Origin of the sequence: Nocardia alba NBRC 108234 (assembly GCF_001612665.1) — a bacterium.
Taxonomy (GTDB): domain Bacteria; phylum Actinomycetota; class Actinomycetes; order Mycobacteriales; family Mycobacteriaceae; genus Nocardia; species Nocardia alba.
This window is the reverse complement of the sequence record NZ_BDAX01000002.1, coordinates 1,211,600-1,230,670: the sequence shown is the minus strand read 5'-3', so window position 1 is coordinate 1,230,670 and position 19,071 is coordinate 1,211,600. Positions and strand designations below refer to the sequence as shown.

The 19,071-nt window shown below is 68.8% G+C and carries 2 protein-coding genes (1 of these 2 running past the window's edge); both read left to right on the top strand.

The annotated features are described in order from the left end of the window. Window positions 1-3 precede the first annotated feature (3 nt). On the top strand, window positions 4-1,662 hold the full coding sequence (locus NA12_RS34880) for a hypothetical protein (RefSeq protein ID WP_157106381.1): 1,659 nt from the start codon (window positions 4-6) through the stop codon (window positions 1,660-1,662). Continuing rightward, on the top strand, window positions 1,663-19,071 hold the 5' portion of the coding sequence (locus NA12_RS07120; protein ID WP_067447226.1) for a C2 family cysteine protease. It continues 11,901 nt past the right edge of the window; only the first 17,409 of its 29,310 coding nucleotides appear in the window; the start codon lies at window positions 1,663-1,665; its stop codon lies beyond the right edge, outside the window.

Genomic DNA, 19,071 nt, shown 5'->3' with positions numbered 1-19,071 from the left:
ACGGTGACCTCGCCCTTTCCCGACCCCGTGCGCAATCCGTTCCTGCCCCAGCCCACCGGGCCCGGAGGCTGGAACTCTCCTTTCGGTCCCGGTGGTCGTTTCGGTTGGCCCGATGCTGATGGGCGGGTGCGGTGGCCGTGGGAGCCGCGTGACCCTGAGCATCCGCACGACCCGAAGCGTCCGCACGATCCCAACGATCCGAAACATCCGCACGACCCCGACGATTCGAAACATCCGCACGGTCCCCATGATCCGAAGTACCCCGGCGGCGATGAGCCCGGTCAGCGCTCCGGCGGACACTCGGGCGGTTCGCCGACTCCGTCACCGTCACAGCCGAGCCACGAGGACGACCGTGACGACGAGTCGGGTTCGGACCCCGATACGCCGTCTTCGGGAGGATCCGGTGGCGGCCCGTCCGGAGGTGGTAACTCGGGCGGTGGCCCATCCGGTGGTGGGAATTCGGGCGGTGGGAATTCCGGCGGTGGCAACTCCGGCGGTGGGAATTCGGGCGGTTCGTACACCTCGCCGTCGAACACCTCCCGTGCGCCCATCGAGGTCGAGCCCGACAAGCTGATGGAGGGCGGCAAACGCCTTGCCGAGTTTCCGAGCCTCTCGGGTGGGCTCTTCGACATCCTCACGCGCCTCAGCGACAACCTGGACCGGCTCGGTCAGCCCTGGGGCGACGACGAACTCGGCGAACAGTTCGCCGCGGGCGATAAGGGCTACCTCTCGGCGGTCGACGCCTTGGTCGGCAATGCGAGTACCGGGTCGAATGCCGAAGGCGCGATCCCGGTCTTCGGTCAACTGCTGGTGAACTACGGGCGGTCGGTCGAGGCGGCGGGCAAGGCGTTCTCGTTGGGTGAGGACCTGTACGCGCAGTGGATTCTGACCAACTATGTCAACGAGGACGCGCACGGCAATCCTGGCCCGTACAAGGGCCCGCTCAGTTCGGACCCGAACTTCGGCAAGAACTCCGATGCCGACAACCCGCCGAAATCCGGTGGTGGCGGCGGGAATTCTGGTGGCGGCACCTCGGGTGGATCCTCCGGGGCCGGTGGCGGATCAGGGACCCCGACGCCCGGCGGCGCGGGAACCGGTCTGGGTAGCGGGGGCGCGCCGGTCGTCAACTACGCCCAGTCGCCCGCACCCGATGGGTCGACCGTGTCCGGTCTCGCCGATACCGGCAGCGACCTCGGCAGCTCGCTCGGGTCCGTGTCCGGCGCACCCCTGACCGACGCCATCACGACCGGAACCGACGGCCAGCCGGGTGTGGTTGCCCCGCTCGGCTATCGCGCCATCGATCCGACAACCGGTCTGCCGGTGGACAAGAGCGCACCGGGTGGCGGGTCGCCGGGCGGCGGACGTGGTGGTCCGACCGTGCCGGGCACGCTGCAGGGTCGCGTCACCGAGGCCGCCTACGACGGTGAGAAGCTGGCGACCCGGGCGACGGCGGCGACGACCGGGCAGCGCGCCGGCGCATCCGCCACGATGATGCCGCCCGGTATGCCGGGTATGCCAGCGACCGGCGCGTCCCCGCAGGGCGGTGCGGCGGGGGAGAGCAAGAACAAGCGAAAGGAACGGCGCAAGCCGGCGCAGGAGGTCGAACAGGAGACGACGCCGCAGGACGCGTGGCAGCGGGCCGGTTGGCGGAGCGGGCAGTAGATGGCAATTCCCGACGCGATCGCCAAATCCGACCTGAAGATTCCCGAGGATCTGCAATTCCTCAGCTACCTCGCCGGCGGTGCCTGGCCGCAGGGCAGCGAGAACGGCATGTTCGCGCTGGCCGATGTGTGGTCGGGGTCGGCTGCCGAGCTCACCGATCTGGTCGAGAGCCTGAGCGATGTCATCGACGACATCATCGCCAGCTACAGCTCGGCCAAGGGCGGCTCGATGGCGAAGACGTTGGAGAGCCTTATCGACGAATCCGACACCTCGTCGTTGCAGGCGATCGCGGCGTCGATGAAGAATGTCGCGTCGACGTGCGACAAGGTCGGCTGCGCCATCCAAGAGAACAAGATCATGATCATCGCCGGTCTGGTGCAGCTGGTCGTCGAGATCGCGATCGCGTGGTTCTTCCCGCCGACCGCGCCCGCCGTGCAGACCGCGGCGATGACGTTCTGGCAGCTGGTCTTCGCCTGGCTCAAGCGCCTGCTGCTCGAGGTGATCCAGGCGGCGTTGAACGCCATGCTCCAGCAGGTGATTCTCGATCTGCTGATCCAGCTGGGTCAGATGGCCGCCGACCACCGTGACGGGGTCGACTGGAACGCGGTCGGGCATTTCGCGCTCGGTGGCGCGCTCGGTGGCGCGTTCGGTGCCCTGTTCGGCAAGGCGACCGGTGACCTGATCAAGCACGGCGGCGCCAAGATCACCGGGACCGAGTTCAACAAGACCTGGCAGCAGGTGCTGCAGCTGGGCGGCCAGGGCGTCGGTGGTGCTTTCGGCGGTATGGTCGGCGGCGGCGTCGCCAAGCAGATCATCGAAGGTGGACCGTTCACGCTCGACCCACGCATGCTCGGTGCGGGTGCGGGTGGTGCGCTCAGCGGGGGTATTCGCGGACTCCGTTCGGGCGGCGGGAATGTCCACGTCGACGTGAACGTCGGTGTGCACGACGGTGGTTCGACGCCGCCGCCGCGCACCGATGGGGTCGGGCCGAAGCCGGGATCGGTGCCGTCCGGCGACGGTGCGACGCCGTCGAAGTCGTCGGCCGACAGTGATGTGCCGAATCCGAACACCGCGAGCCGGGACGCGACCGACTCCGGCCGGTCGACCGGCGATGACGCGGGTGCGACCGGCGACCGGTCGGACGGCCACGACGGCACCGGTACTACTAGCTCGACCAATCCTCGCGACACGACGCATGATTCGTCCGCGAGCACGCACACCGACGGTTCGCGTGATACGTCCGAGAGTTCGGGCAATCGCGCAGGCGGACATGATAGCGACTCGACCTCGGCCACGACACCCAAGAATGATGCGCCGGTCAGTGATTCGGTCGTGAGCCAGCACCCGCGGCTGACCGGACAGCATGAACAGCTGACTCGACCTACCGGTGACAATTCTGCGCAGAGCTCAGCGAAGCCGCCGTCGACCTCGGAGCGCTCGGTCACCCCGTCGTCGAGTCCGCGCAGCCAGAGTGCCGATTCCCGGATGACACAGCCTGGCCCGGAGTTGACGCGCGCGACCCCGCAGTCGCAAGTCCGCGATTCGGCGAGCACATCGCACGAGTCGAACATCTCGGCTGGTCACCGGTCCGATGAGGTCGCACCTGGCTCTCGGCGCGGCGATGACGACGGCGCGTCCATCACCTCGAGGGTCGAAGTCGAACCGGTCAACAGCCACCGCGAGGGCGCGGAATCGGTGGTGCACAACCGCCCCGAATCGGACACCGGCGACGGGTCGAAGTCTCAGGCCGACAAGTTGAGCGAGTCGAGCAAGCCGAGCGGCGAGGGCGGGCGAGCGGGGTCGAACGCGGGCACCCACGATCCGGTGACCGGCAATCGCTGGCGGCTCGTCGATTCGGCGTTGCTCGGGCCGACCTGGCCCGGGTTCAAGCAGTTCGCCCGTGGCGTCATCGGCTTCCAGCAGATCTGGGAAGCGCTGCACGGCAACAAGTCTCCCCATGAGGGACGTGAACTGTTCCGGCAGTACCGCGACGGCGATCAACCGCTGCGTCCGCTGTACGGACAGGAGAAGCCGTCGACCCCGCCCGTGGAGGGAGCCGGCGAGGTACGCGGTCGTGACAAGCCGTTGTCGCGCGGCGTCTTCCGGTTCAACAGCGACGAAATGTCGGACTACCGCTACAAATTCGACGCAGAGAACAACACCTGGACCAAAGACGGGCCGCAACCCGCCCCCAAGGCCGAGGGTGCGAAGGAGACGAGCAAGGCAAGCGATGCCGAGGGGCGGGCGCGGCCCCGAAGCGAGGACGGCGACGAAGTCATCGCCAAGAACGGCCGCAGCCAGATCGACACCCCGCGTAGCGGACCGCTGCTGCAGCGCTGGGCAGGCGGCACCGCCGACGCGATGCGCACGATCGTGGTCGACCACGACGGGCAGTGGTACGTCAGCAGCACGCTGCAACACGAGGCGTTCCACAACGCGGGTGTGTACGCCGCGTTCCGTGGCCAATTCGTCAAGGGCGAACTGGTCGCGGTGCACGACTGGGCAGGCGCCTATCAGCCGGCCCCGGGCCGAGTGAAGGCGGCGCTCGACGAGCTCGGGATCTACGACCGGGTTCAGCATTTCGATCACCACGGCACCAAGCACACCGACGTCGACTCCTGGCCCGAAGCGGCGCCGCGTCGGCCGAGCCTCGACGAGGAAACGCTCGAATCGCTGCGCGCGCTGCGCGGCGACGAAGCGGTCGAGGACAAACCCGACGGACCGCCGCGCGACCTGATGGCCGAAGCCGAGGACATTCTCGCCGCGTACGACCCGGTCGAGTGGGGCAAGCGGACCCCGCAAGAGCTGGCTGAGGCGTTGGCGGGCAGTGCCAAGTGGGCGGCGCGCGATGCCGAAGGAATGGCCGAGTATCACAGGGCGGTGACCGCGGCGACGGAGGTCATCCGCCGTGGCACGACCAAGTACGACGCCGACGGCGCTGTCATCAAGGACGGCAAGACGATGTACGCGACCCAGGTGATGGGCGCGATGGCCATGCGCAACGGCCCGATCAACATGGCCGCCGGTGAGGGCAAGACGATGGTGTTCCTCGCCGACGCCATGATGAAGGCCGCGGGCGGGAAGAACGTGCACGTCTTCACCACCCGCGACACCCTCGCCAATGACGCGATGCGACTCTACGAGCAGGTTTTCAAGGTGCTCGGCGAGGATTCCTACAACCTGGTGCGGATGTCGCCCAATGGCGTGGTCGGCTCGGGAAACCTGGACCGGGCAACGGTTTTCGTCGGCACACTCAGCGACGCGGGTTTCGGCCATTTGCGCAACAAGAAGATGGCCGGCGATATCGCCGTCATCGACGAGATCGACGAGGCACTGCACTACTCCGACACCACCTGGATCATCGCCGACGGGCCGAGTGACGCGACGCCGCAGGTCAAGGAACGCGTCGAATACGCGCACGAGTTCCTCACCGCGCAGCTGAAATCCGGCGGTCTCACCCCGGAGCACTTCGGTCGGACCGCCGACCAGCCGTCAGGTCCGGCGACGATGACCAAGGACGGCGCCGAGGCTGTCAAGGAACTGATCCAGCAGGACCTCCCGAACGCGACACCCAAGGACGTCGACGACCTGCTTGCTCGGGTGCAGTCGGCGGCGACCGCGCGCTGGGAATTCGTCGAGGGCGACCACTACGTCATCGGTTCGGACGGCAAGGTCTACATCATCGACCAGATGACCCACGCGGTGATGTTCGACCCGAAGACCTCGACCGAGAGCCGCTGGAACGGCGGGCTGGCACAGGCGATCGAGGCGAAGCACGGCATCCACATTCGCGGTGACTCGGCATCGAGCCAGTCGCTGACGGCCAAGGACATGCTCGGCGAGAACTACAAGTCGCTGACGGGCGCTTCGGGCACCGTGGCCGGGCTCTCCGACATCTTGGTCACCAAATACGGGATGTCGGAAGTCATTTCGATTCCGCGTCGTGAGGAATCGAAGCTGGTCACCCACGATGCGAATACGGCGGTCGACCAAGCCGCTAAGCATCGGGCGATCGCGGCCCGCGTGGCGGCGGCCTACGAGGCGGGCAAGACGCCCGATGGCGGCAACAACGCGCTGCCACAACTGATCATCGCCAACCGCAACAGCGAGGTCTCGGCGATCTCGAAACTGTTGGAGTCCATGGGGATCGCGCGCGATCGGTTCGAGTCGATCGACGCGGAGTGGATGGTCGAACACGGTCAGAACTGGGAGCGCGATCTCGCCGATATCCTGGCGACCGCCGGTGAGCGCGGCAAGATCCTGGTGATCAACCGGCAGGGTGGTCGCGGCGTCGATATCGAGATCAGTCCGAAGGTGGCCGAGGACGGCGGTCTGCAGGTCAAGATCTCGGGCAAGTCCGAATTCCGTGATATCGATGTCCAGGCCGAGAGCCGCGCGGCGCGCAATGGGCAGGACGGCAGTGTCGAGTACTTCCTGGCCGCCGACGACGCCCTGTTCGCCAAGTCGCCGCACCACGCCATCACCATCACCCGCTACACCGACGCGGTCACCACGCACGAGGACGCGGTCACCACGGAGAGCGTGACCAAGAAGGCGCTCGACGACGCCACCGAGCAGGACCGGCCGGCCGCCGAGGCTGCCCATGCCCGTGCGGTCGAAGACCTCGCGGACGCGCTCGCCACACGTCGGGCCGCCGAGACAGACATTGTCGCGCTCGCGACATCGTTGCAGTCCGACAATGCGCGCCGAACCCTCCTCTCCAACGGTGTTGTCCCCGCGTTGACCGGCCCGGTCGACGGCCGGATCGAGCCGACCGAGACGGCATCGCGTGACCGGCGGGTGCTGCCCCCGGACTCCGAGCACCAGTCGGACGACACCGCCGACCGCGACGTAGACCGACGCTCGACCGTTGACGATTCCGTCCGGGACGAGCGAGTTGTCCTGCCCTCGATCGACGGCGTCGAAGCACCGGACAGCCTGGTGTGGCAGCGAGCAGCGAAGCCGGGCACCGACGGGCTGCTCGAAATACTCGCGCGTGATCTGCTGCTCACGGAGCCCGAGGCGACGTCGGTCGCCGCGTACGACGTGTTGCGGGCCGAGAGCGCTTCCGTCGCGACGATGTCGGAGCGGCTCGAGGCCGGCGCCTCGGCGCTGAACCTGAACCTGGATGTCCACCATCCCGACGGCAGCGTCACCCGACTGCGCGACGGGAACGACGACGACCCGGTGACCGTGCTGTTCGCCGAGCACGGCGCAGACGGATACCTGTGGTCGGCGGTGTCACCGGGACATGCCACGGCGCAGTCGATGAGCGAGATCGCACCCGGACTGGAGCCGACCGCAACCGATCTCGGCGCGGCCGCGTTCACCACCGTGGAGCTCGCGTCGCACCAGATCGTGATCGACGCGGCGACCGGGCGCTGGGTCACCCCCTTCGGGCTGCCCGCGCAGACCGGGTGGGGACAGCTCAACTCGCCACGCACCAGGCGCGCGAATGTCGCGGTCACCACCGACGGCCGCACCTATCTGCTGCCCGGCGACGCGACCGGTGATCCGAGTCGATGGCAGCCCGCGCTCGATGAGGTCGGGGCGAGCACGCTGCTGCAACTCGAGATCCACGACGGCATCACCTACACGGCTGTCGACGAGTTCTTCGGCAGGGCACAGAACAGGGAGCGGATCGACCAGGCACTCGACCGCTGGGCCGCGCAGGGCCTGCACGTCCACGCCGATTTCCATCAACTGACGATGGACCTGACGTCGTTGAGCACCGAACAGTTCGCCGCGCTCGAGCAGCCGGGCGGCTGGCATGCGGTCGGTCATATCGGGCGACCAGCGGCGGCTGGTCTGCGGCGGCTCGACGCCGACGGCCAGGTACCAGTTGTGCGTTCCTCGCCCGCGCCTTCGGAGCAGGTGACAGACAGCCGGGCGCGCGCGGCGGCCGACCGAACGCGGTCGATCGAGCGGAAGCTGGCGGTCGATGGATCGATACCGTTCGTCGGGATCGGTGCCTTCGCCGTCGACACCGGGATCCTGTTGCCGTCCAACCGCGCTACCTCGCTCGCGCCGCTACTGCGTTCGCGCGAGAACGTCGCCGTGGTCGTCGACGGAGTTCTGACCGTGGCGGCGTCGACGGCCACCGAGTACCTGGTTGTCGGGGCGAACGGCGAGCACTGGGTGACCGGGCAGGCGTTGACCGCGAGCGGGTTCACGTGGGATACGGCGCGCGGGGGATTCGCGCGCACCGTGACGGTCGGTGGCGTGACCTGGTGGGAGTACGAGAGCGTTGTCGTCGATCCACGGATGGACCGACCCGGCGAAGTGCTCGTGCGGTTGCCGAGCGGCGCGCACTGGCTCGGCGAGGCGGACGCGGCGGCGGTCGGACTCCTGCGCCCGAATCGCCTGCCACGCCCGATCTTCGGCGGGCACAAACCGGCCGCGACCGATCTGGACACGCTTCCCGGGTGGCCCGTCGTCGCGCAGTTGCGTGAACACGCGAGGCACCCGGCGGTGATCGGGTCGATGCTGCGGTTTGTGGTTCGCTCCGGAGCCCAGCTTCTGCGCGTTCCGGGGTCGGTGGTGGACGATGAGGGTAACTGGGTCGACGACAATGGAGACATCATCGGTGCCGACGGTGCCGACGGTGCTGTGGTGCTCAAAGACGCCGACGTCATCGCGATCGAGGTCCTGCTCGAAGTCGCCGGTGAGCCGCGTTGGGTAGGTGTCGACCGGTCGAGGACTCTGGTCCCCGGTGCGGACGAGGCGGTAGCCGGTTGGCCCGCTGTGGTACTCGCCGCGAATGCGATCGTCGCCGAACATATTTCGCGGCTCGCGCCGTTCGATGCGCTGCCGGCCTCGGAGTCGATCGCGCCCTTCGATGCGACGTCGACATCGGAGTCGATCGCGTCGACGACGCCACCGCCCGTGCTCACCGCGCCGATGACCGATGCCGATATCGAGTTGTTGGTGGGCGGCTGGACTCCGCCGTCGCGGTCGCAGCCGCGGGCGGTGCCCCCAGGTGCTGTCGCGCCGACTGTCGCGACGGGAAACCCTGGTCGCGCCGTCGCCGCCATGTTCGGGGCCACGGTCGCGTGGCCGTTGGTTGCCACCGCAGCGACGAGTACGACGGTGGTGCGTGCTCCGGCTGGGTCGCGGCCCACGCTCGTCGAGTCGTCGAATCTGCCGGTCCCCGGGCACATCGGCGCGATCCTGCTGCCGGAGGATGGATTCGTCCCGGGAGTCGATGGAGTCGACCGGATCCCGGTTGCCGGACCGAACGGTACGGCGTGGGTCTCGCCGACCGACCTCGCGGTGGCCGGGTACCGCTGGCAGCCGGACAAGCAGTGGTACGCCAGGGCGTTCACCCTCGCCGAAGGCGTCGAGGTGTTCGAGCACGACCTGGTCGTTGTCGCGCCCGGTCCCGACGCGACAACCGTGCTGCTCGCCGTCGGCGACATGACGCACACGGTGTCGGCCGAGGTCGCGGCCGGTGTCGGCCTCGTTCCGGATCGGGATTCGCGCGGGCCCATCTTCGGCGCCGAAGGGCCGAAATCGGTTGACCTCGAGCACTATCGGGGCTTGGCGGGCACGGCGACCTGGCCGATTCTCGACCAACTCGCGGCATTGGCGACCGATCCCGCCACGATCCTATCGATGACCCGCTTCGTCCTCACCGACGGAACCGCCGTCGGGCATGACGACCCACTGCCCGACAGTGACGTCGCCGGACTCGATGTGCTGCTCACGGTGCGTGGCACACCGCAGTGGGTGCGAGTCGATCGGTCGACGAAGCTACCGATCGACTGGTTCGCCGGACCATCGAACAGTGCTGTAGCACAGCCTATTTGGCCGGTGTTGCTGCTCGCGGCCAAGGCGAGCGTGCTGGCGATCGAGCAGGACGCGGCCATCGCCGAGCTTACCGCCTACGCCGATACCCGCGGTCGCCAGGGTCGGCTCATCGCGGGTCTGAACGAAACGACCGCTGACGAGGCACTCGATACCTCGGTCGCGGTCGGTCGACCAGTGCAGCAGCTGGCTGACAACGACGCCTTCATGGGGGGTTTCAGCTTCTCCTTCGACGAGGTCGAGCCGGTCTCCGTCGCGGTCCGCGCGGTCGCCGCCGACGTCGACCAGGTGACCGACTCGGCACCCTCAGCCGAACTGATCGTGCCCGCCGATGGGCTCGTCATCGGGACCGGCAGCGACGCGATCCACCTTGCCTCGGGCGACAAGCTCGCCGCCCGATGGGAACTCGCCGCGCCGGGCGAGCGAGCCGAGCACATCTGGGTGCGAAAACCGGACGGCGGTCAGTGGCGCCAGATCTCGGCGACCGAATTGGCGGGTCGAGGGCTCGTGATGCCTCGACTCGCCGTCATCGACGCCGATATCTTCGGGGCGCAGATCTCGGCCGCCGACGTCGTGCAAGGCGGCCTCGGCACCTGTTACCTGCACGCGGGACTCAGTGCGATGGCCTACGCGCATCCGGGCTGGGTGCGGCAGATGTTCGACGTGAACTCCGAAACCGGCGAAATCGCCGTGCGTTTCGTCCGCGACGGTGTCGAGGAATGGGTACCGGTCGACCGTCGCTTCTACGTCTACGAGACCGGCGGTGGCAGCCGTATGGCCTACGCGCTCGCCGAACCGGGGCAGCCGCTGTGGCCCGCGCTCGTGGAGAAGGCGTGGGCGATTCACCAGGGTGGCGCACTCGGGTACGCGGGTGTCGTCGGCGGAAAGTCCGGCGCGGCCACGACCGCGTTGTGGCCGGTTGTGTCGGTCACGAGCCAGGGACGTGCGCAGCCGAGCCGCGGCGTCGACGACGGCAACTTCGCTCATCCGATGATGCTCGGACCGGACGCGCTCGCCGATCTCATCATCGCCGCGAACGACTCGACCGTCACCGTCACCGTGGCCGCCGCGCTCGCGATAGCGCACACGGTGCTCGATCTCGAGGACGAGTGGCTCGCCTGGACCAAGAGCTGGCTGAGTCCGGCCACCTGGAACGCCGAGAACGCGCTTCGGCAGGCGATGGGGCACCCCACCATCGACCGCGACACGTGGTTGCGTGCCAACGACGCGCGCACCGGCATCGGCTTCCGGAAGTTTCTTGCAGCGAACTTCGGGCAGGACTGGGCCACGGCGCAACCGGTACTCGAGCCGGTCATGGACCTGATGACCACCTGGGAATCGGAGACCGAACTCGACGACACCCACGAGGCGACCCGCGTGCTCACCCGCTGGGCAGGCGACCGCGTCAAGGCGCTGCTGACCCGTGGCGACGCCGTGATGGTGGCGACCAAGTCGACCCCAACCGGCGCCAGGCACCCGGGCACCGGCCTGCAACCCGACCACGCGTACACCGTGGTCGGACTGCGGTCCGACCCGAACGACCCGAGCTATGTGACCCACCTGCTCCTGCGCGACCCGCACGGGACGACAACCGACCTGTCGGTCCGCCACTTCAACCAGCTCATCTACATCTCTTCCGCCGGACCGGCCACCCAGTTCGTTCTCGGCGATGGCGAAATCGCGCGGACGGTGCTGCCGTCGAGCATTCAGACCAGGCAGCCATGGGTGATCGATCCGACGGCATCGCTCGTCGAGCAACCCTCGGGTGCGCGAGCCACCACGACAGCGGTGGCGCACACGGTCGATATCGTCGGCCCGCTCGGCGGTCGGCAGCGCCCGCGACCCGCATACCAACGGCCGCCGAAACTTCCCGCCGACCTCGATGTCAACGGCTCGTTCACCGACGCGACAACCCGCGCGCGCCAGGCCGCGCACTGGTGGGAACGGCACGGGCGCGCCTGGTGGGCCGCGCTGCGCTTCGACGAGCTCGCTGACGCCGACCAGTATCGGCTGGTCACCGAATATCACCGGTTACGCAAATCCGACGGCCTGCCGGTCGGCGTCCGCGACACGATGAACCGCAGCTTCCTGCGGCACGAATTGGCCCGTTCGCGCGCGAGCGCGGGGACCGGAAAGTCCGCTACCGCGAACGCGCTGCGCTTTGCCGTGCTCACCCGATTCGACCGAGCGGTAGCGACCGCGGACGCCCAAGCCGCCGCGCTCCCCGGCCGCGGCGCCACCGCCGCGCCCCGCGCGTTCCTGCTGCGGGTCGAACCGTCGGCGTTCGACGGCGCCGGATCACTGGTGCTCAGCATCGGCAATCCGGTCACCGCGTCGGTCGTTACCTGGCATGTCCCAGGGGCGAGCGTCGCACCGACGACAGCGGCGAACACCGGTGTGGAGCTCTACGCGGCGACCGTGCAGGAGCTGGCGGGTAAGGGGTCGACCGCGACCATCGTCTGGCTCGACCGCGCGTCGACCCCCCGAGCCTCGGTCGCGACCTGGATCAAGTCGGCGGTCGCGGCGGCTCCGCGCGACGGCAAGGCCCGCCTCGAGGCGGCCATGGGCGCACTGCGGACCGGCCGCGTCCAACGCGGCGGGACGGCCCCGCACATCGAAGTGGTCGACGACATGTGGGGCACGCCGTCGGCGCGCTCGTCGCGTGCGCACCCCGCCGACCGACCGATCAATCACCAACTCGCCCAGCCGCGTTCGTGGCCGAGTCAGCTCACGACACTCGGCCGCGATGACCACAAGCTCTTCGGTCCGACCGGTCGACCGGCCGCGAGCGACCTCGCTCCCGACGGTGTCGAACCGCACGCCGCCGCCCTGCGCGCGCTCATCGCGCGCCATCCTGGCTGGGTAGCACAGTTGGTGCGCGAACGCGCCGACGGCAATTTCGAGGTGGTCTTCCACCGTACGGACGGGACTGTCGCACGCGTCGTCGTCGATCGCCAGTTCCCGGTCGTCGACGGCAACGCCGACTATCGCGCCACGACCCGCGGCCAACCGCTGTGGCCCGCTGTCATCGCCAAGGCGCTGGCGGTGTATCAGGACAACGATCCGGCGGCCGATCTGTTCGGCGAGTCGCCTGCAACCGAAACCGGTCCGCTCCCCGGCTATCGCGCCAGCGAGCCGACCACGATTCCGGCCGCCCTCACTCCGCCGTACGGGTGGAATCCGGCCGGTCAGCTGTCCCCGCTCACCGGTACCAACCACCGCGTCCTAGCGCATCCGATGTACCTGAGTCCCGAGCTTCTGCACGCCTGGCTCGGCGCCGATCTCGCGACGGTGCTGACCACCGCGTGGCATCGCGTCGCGCCGGTCGAGCTGTGGCGCGCTGTCGCTTTCCTGCAATCCGAGCACGACGTATGGGAACGGGCACGAGCAGCCTTCGCCGGCGCCCCCGACCCGGTGCTGGCGGTCGGCCTGGTGCGCGCGTGGTTCGGCGAGCACCCGAGTACCGACGACCGCGCCTTCGACCGGTTGTTGCGCGACATCTACGGACCCGGCACGCGTACCGAGATCGTGGCGCTACGGCGACTGCGCGAACTCCTCGCCCGTGCCCCGCACGCGATCCCGCTACTCACGCCGCTGTTCGACGCCATCGCCGCCGCGAACACCGACGCTGATCCGAGCGCCGCGCTGGCCGACGTGCTGCGCCGCACGCACGTGACGACAGCGGACGGTTTCGAGAAGTTCGTCCAACGGCTCGCCGGTGCCGCCGCCCCTGACCTGCGCCCGATGCTCGCGACCATGCGCGCGTGGGAAGAAGGCGTGCCGCAGGGCGAATCGGCGCTGACCTGGTCGGCGGAAACCTTCATCCGGGAGACGTTCGAACGGACATCGATGCTCGTGGCGGCGACCAAGCTTGGATCCACGCATCAGGCGACAGTTCCCGGGCTCCTCGCCGATTCGGCCTATCGGGTCGAGACCGTTGTGGTCGACGGTCGTTCGCGCGCGGTCGTCGAGATCGTGGTTGTCGACGCGACGGGGACCCGGGTCACGGTCCCCGCGCACGCGCTCAACCAGTTCGCGAGTGTCACCAGCTTCGGATACACGCTCGAGCCGCGCCGCGCGGTAACCGTCGCCGCGCCGTCGGCGTTGGCGAGTGACCGGGTCACCCTGCCCGCTATCGGCGCGCGCCCCGACGAGCCTGCGGGCGAGCACCTCCCACCGGTTGGCATTCCACGGCAGGTAATCACGACACATCCGCCGTTCGTCGCCGCTGGTCACCTCGTCGAGCCACATCCCGGCGGCGTGTTGCGTCTGCTGCGCGAGTACACCGACGGCAACGGGAACGACCTGTACGAGGTCGAAGCTGTGAACGGGCGGGTGAATATCTCGCGAGAACAGCTCGGCAATTACCACTTCTACTGGAACGAGACGCTCGGTCACTTCGGCCGTGGCCTCCGATTGGTCAGCGGCGACATACTTTTCGAGACCGACACCGTCTTCGTCGGGCCATGGCAGCCCGACCCCACGCGGGTCGCGGTGCACACCGGTCGCGGGCGGGTATGGACGACCGCCGCCGAGGCACACTGGTTGCGGTTGACACAGGTCAGCGGCACCACAATGACGCTGAGCCGATCCGCGCTCGTCGCGGTGTCCGACGCACCCGTCGAGCCGTTGCCCGACGGGACCCTCACGGTCCCGCCCGGCCACCCGACCCGCAGCCCCGACGGTGTGGTCGAAGTGGCGGTGATCGGAGCCAACGGTCAGCATTGGGTGACCCTGACCGCGCTGACGGCGGCGGGCTACCGCTGGGACCAGTTGACCGGCACGTACGGGCGGATTGTCGAGCTCGGAGCCGACCTCGCGCTCTGGGAGCGCGAGCGCGTCGTCGTCGACGCCGCGGTCGGCGCTGGCGGAAAGGTGTTGCTGCACACCGAAATCGGATCGCACTGGATCGATTCGACGATCGCCGAACAGGTCGGACTGCGGCGGCCGACCCTGCTGGCGGGCCCGATTTTCGGTCCCGGTGGCCCGCGCTCCGCCGATGCCGCGTTCCTGCCGACCTGGCCGGTGGCGCGGCGACTGCGGGCGATGACGCCCCAGCAGGTCATGAACATCATGCGCTATGTCGTCGATGATGGTCGTCAGGTCACGACAGTCCGAGCCGATGTCGTTGCCGCTGTTGGCAATACGGTCGACGAACTGGGCAACGTTGTCGATGGCGGCGGCGCGACCATCGTCAGCGATCGGCAGGTCGTCGGCGTCGATGTGTTGCTCACCATCGACGGGCGCAACCGATGGGTGCGGGTCGATCGTGCTTCGACCATGCCGTTCTCGAACGACCCGAACGCACCGATCTGGGCATCGCTGATCCTCGAGGCGTACGTGGCCGCGGTGATCGCCGCCGACCCGGTGTTGCCCGGGTATCCCGAACCAGTGGCTCCGCCCGCGATGGCGATTCCCGCCGCGCTCGTCGTGCCGTGGGCCGACGGGTCGGGTCGGCGCTGGGTGTTCCAGCGCGGGACGAAGGTCGCGGTGCGGCGCGACACGGTGACCGATCAGCTCATGATGCGCTCGCCCGGCGCCGATGAGCAGTGGCAACCGGCCGCCGAGGAAGCCTTCACCGAAGCGGTCCCGGTCCTGCGCAGGGTCGACACGCCGCTGTTCGGGCCGACCATCGACGCGGCCGACGTGCGCCAGGGCCGGGCTGGCACCTGCTATCTGCTCGCCGATCTGATCAGCCTCGCGAACACCAACCCGCAGTGGATTGCCCAGATGATCACCGAACTGCCCGGCGACGCCGGGTTCGCGGTGCGATTCACCGAACCGGACGGATCGACCACGACAATCGTCGTCGACCGGCAGTTCTACACCTTCGGCGATGCCGATGGCGCCGAGTCGGCCTACGCCGCGACCGATCGCGCGCTGTGGCCGGCGGTCATCGAGAAGGCTTGGGCGGTCTATCGAGGCGGTGGGCGCGGCTACGCGGGCATCTACGGCGGTCAGCCGGGTGCGGCCGCCGCTGCTCTGCGACCGCCACAACCGGTCGGTGAGCGCACCGGCCGGGCGCACGCGATCCGCGCCGTCGACGATCACTACTTCGCCCATCCGATGGCCATGAGCCTCGATGCGCTGACCGACCTGCTCGGCGACCAGGCCGCCGCGCGCGCGATCTTGGATCTGGAATCACACTGGCGGACAATGCTTCCCGACCAGCCGGAGCTGGCGACATCGACAGGATTCGTCGCATTCCTCGGCGACCGGTTGGGTGAGCACGAGGTGCCCGATACCGTGCTCGCCACGCTCACGCAGGCGATGGATGACTGGGAATCGCCTGCTCGCCAGAATGATTCGGCGCTCACCCGATGGGTTGGCGATCGTCTGGCTGCCCTTTTCGCACCTTCGGATACTCGACGCGTCCCCGGCGACACCCGATTCCTCGACGCCGACGCTGTCCTGCGCTCCGGCGACATCCTCACCGTGCAGACCAAGCCGATCCCGGTCGGCCAGGAGCGTCTGCTCGGCTGGTTGCGCGGATCGCACGTGTACGCGGTCGCCGGCGTGACCGTCGAGGACGTCGACGGCACGCCGGTGGTGACCTCTGTGCGGCTGATCGACCCGCACGACGGTGCCGCGATCGAGGTCAGGTCCGCCTACTTCAACCGTTTTCGCGCGATCGGCTCGGTCGGCTCACGGACCGCGTTCGTCCTGGGCACCGACGACGCGCCGATCCCGCCGACCTACCCACCGGCCGCCGGCCTCACCGAGACACACCCCACACCCGGTGCGGCGTTCCCGCGACTCACCGCGGCGCAGCGTGACGCCTACCGAATCGTCGTCGGCACCGACGGATTGCTGCGCCGAGCCGGCGACAACGGACTTTTCGACACCACCTGGGGTGCCCGGCCGGGCGAGGGACGAACCACGACGGGCAACGCGCAGTGGCATCAGGACCCGGCGAACCGGCGGGCGCTGTTCGTGGTCGACGCCAACGGCACGATGTACGCCGTGCCCGAGTCCGCGCAGTCGGGCCCGCACCGGATCACCCACGCCGCGCTGCTCGACGGCGCGGCCGCCATCGCGGCGGCCGAGATCGAGGTGCACGCGGGCACGGTGCGCACGCTGGTCGATCGCGGTGGTGAATACGACGCGGACCCGACGATGAACGCCCGATTCCTCGTCGACGACCTCTCCCGCTCCTTCCGCCGGGCCACCGACCCCGACCGCTTCGCGCACCTGCGACCGCTTGCCGACCTCACGTCGATGGACGAAGCGGTGGGCCTGCCTAAGGTGACCAGCGACGACCAGCTCGCCGTCGCGGCGGCGGCGATCACCGAACCCGCCGTCGTCGACCCGCCAGTCGCACTCGTACCCATCGGGACCGTGACCCACGCGCCGGCGCGCCGGGTCGCACTGCTCGGCCGACGCGTCATCGCACCGGCGACCATCCTGCGCACCGACACCGGCATCGAACTGCGTCCGATCCCCGGCGGCCTGTTCAACCACGTGCCGGGCGAGGCGACGGTCCGCCACGTCGCCGGTCGCACCTGGCGCTGGGTGAGTGGCGCGAACGGTACCGGCTGGGTGGACGAGACAGCGCTGTCCGCCGCCGGTTTCGAATCGCGCGCCGACATAGGCAGATTCGCGCAGCGCGTTGATGTGACCGTAGCAACCGGGGGAGTTACGCGGGTGTACGCGGCCGAACGGTTGCGGGTCAGCTGGCTCGACGCGTCGACGCTATGGGTCGAACGCCCGAACGGGGTGAGTTTCGTGCTCACCCCGGCCGAAGCGGCACGGCACGGCCTCGCTCCGGTCTCGGCGCTGACCGGCATGCTCTTCGCACCGACCGGACCGAGCGTGGCCGACCTGCCGAACCTGCCCGACTCGGCGCCACTGCGTCAGCTGCGCCGACTCATCGCCGATCCGGCGGGCCGGCGAGCCATTGTCGCGATGGTGCGTCACGTGGGCGACGAGATCGATGTGCACCTGATGGTCGACGGCAGCCCGGCCTGGGTCCGGGTGCCCCGCGCGACCGACCTGCCCGCGCCGTCGTGGGCGGCCTCCTGGCACGGTGTCCCCGCATGGGCCGCCGCGATTCTCGAAGCGCACGCGGCGACCAACGGTCAGCGCGAGGACGAGGCACTCGCCTTCTCCGACGCGGAGGTCGCCATCGGCACCAACCGGCCGCTGCCGAGCTACCCCGACGCTGCCCGCTATCGAACTCTTGCCGACCGAATTGCGCAGTGGCAAAGCGATATTCGCGACGCCGATGCCCGTGCCGAGACCACGGCGGATGACGGCGCGCCGACGATTCCTACCCAGCCCGTCAGGGGGCCGAGGGTCTGGGACGCGGAAGACACCCCAGTCGTCAACCACCGCGCTGCCATGGAACCGGCACCGCTCGCCCTGGTCGGCACCCGCCAGTTCGACGCGGGGGAGCAGGTGCTGCTCGGCGACGCGACGCACCACCGCTACACCGTCCGGATCAACGCGACCGGGTCGGCGATCGAGGTCGTCGACCACAACGATGTCGCCGTCGCGATCGGCGCCGAAGGCATCGACGGGTTCATCCGCCTGCGGGGGCTTACCGTCGCCTGGGTCGCCAACCCGCACTACGATTCCGAATCGAGCGCTGACAAGCACCCCTCGCGCGACGAACCCAGCGCCGCGCCCATCGCACCCCCGCCCGTCCCACGCACCACAAGGCCGAACCCGTTCACCGGGTGGACACCGGCTCATATGCTCGACCTCGCCGCCGCGGAGATATCGGTTCACTCGGAGGCGGACTCGCCCTTCGTCGCGGGTGCTATGGCCAGTCGGTTGGCAAGTGCGACAACAGGTATCACCGTCAGCGCGGCAGCAGCCGCGCCGACCACGCATGTGCTGCCAGGGACGAGGACCGAGCCGCCGCCTCAGTTGCCGGTCTCGACGCCGACCGCCGTGGTGAGTGCGCCACGGGGGCGCCTTGTCGTCGGCACCGACTCGAGGGCGCTCGTCACTGTCGACGTCAGCAAGTCCATCCCGGTCAGCCAGACATGGACCGATCTGCAGGGGACCTGGTACGAAATCGAGTCCTTTCCAGGGTATTTCGCCACGATCTCCGCCTCGGTGCTCGCCGCTGCCTTCACCGAACACAACCGAGGCGGCAAACGCGTACTGCGGGCGAAGGTCGAAGGTCTCGTTGTCGCGACAGCCGAGGGCGCCGCGCACCTGGAACCCGGCTCACGAATTCCGTTGCGGCTCACCTCAACCGATCCGGCCCTGTTCGAACTCGACCCCGGCGACGGTCGATGGCTGCGCGCGAGCAACCCGTTCCCGCTCAATATCGGGTCCGCGCGCGCGACGGGACCACTTTTCGGCATCGATGGCCTCGTACTGCCGACCGATGTCAAGCAGGGCGCCGTCGGCGACTGCTATCTCATGTCCACCCTGATCGACCTCGCGACACGCCATCCGGACATGATCACGGACATGGTCACCGAGACAGTCGGTGCAGACGGGGCGCGGACCTTCTCGGTGCGGTTCAACGACCCCGAACAGGGGTGGGTGTGGGTCAAAGTCGACGACACCTTCTACACCGACAACGCGGGCGCGATGAAATACGCCGCGCACACCTCGGGTCAGCCGATGTGGCCCGCGGTGATCGAG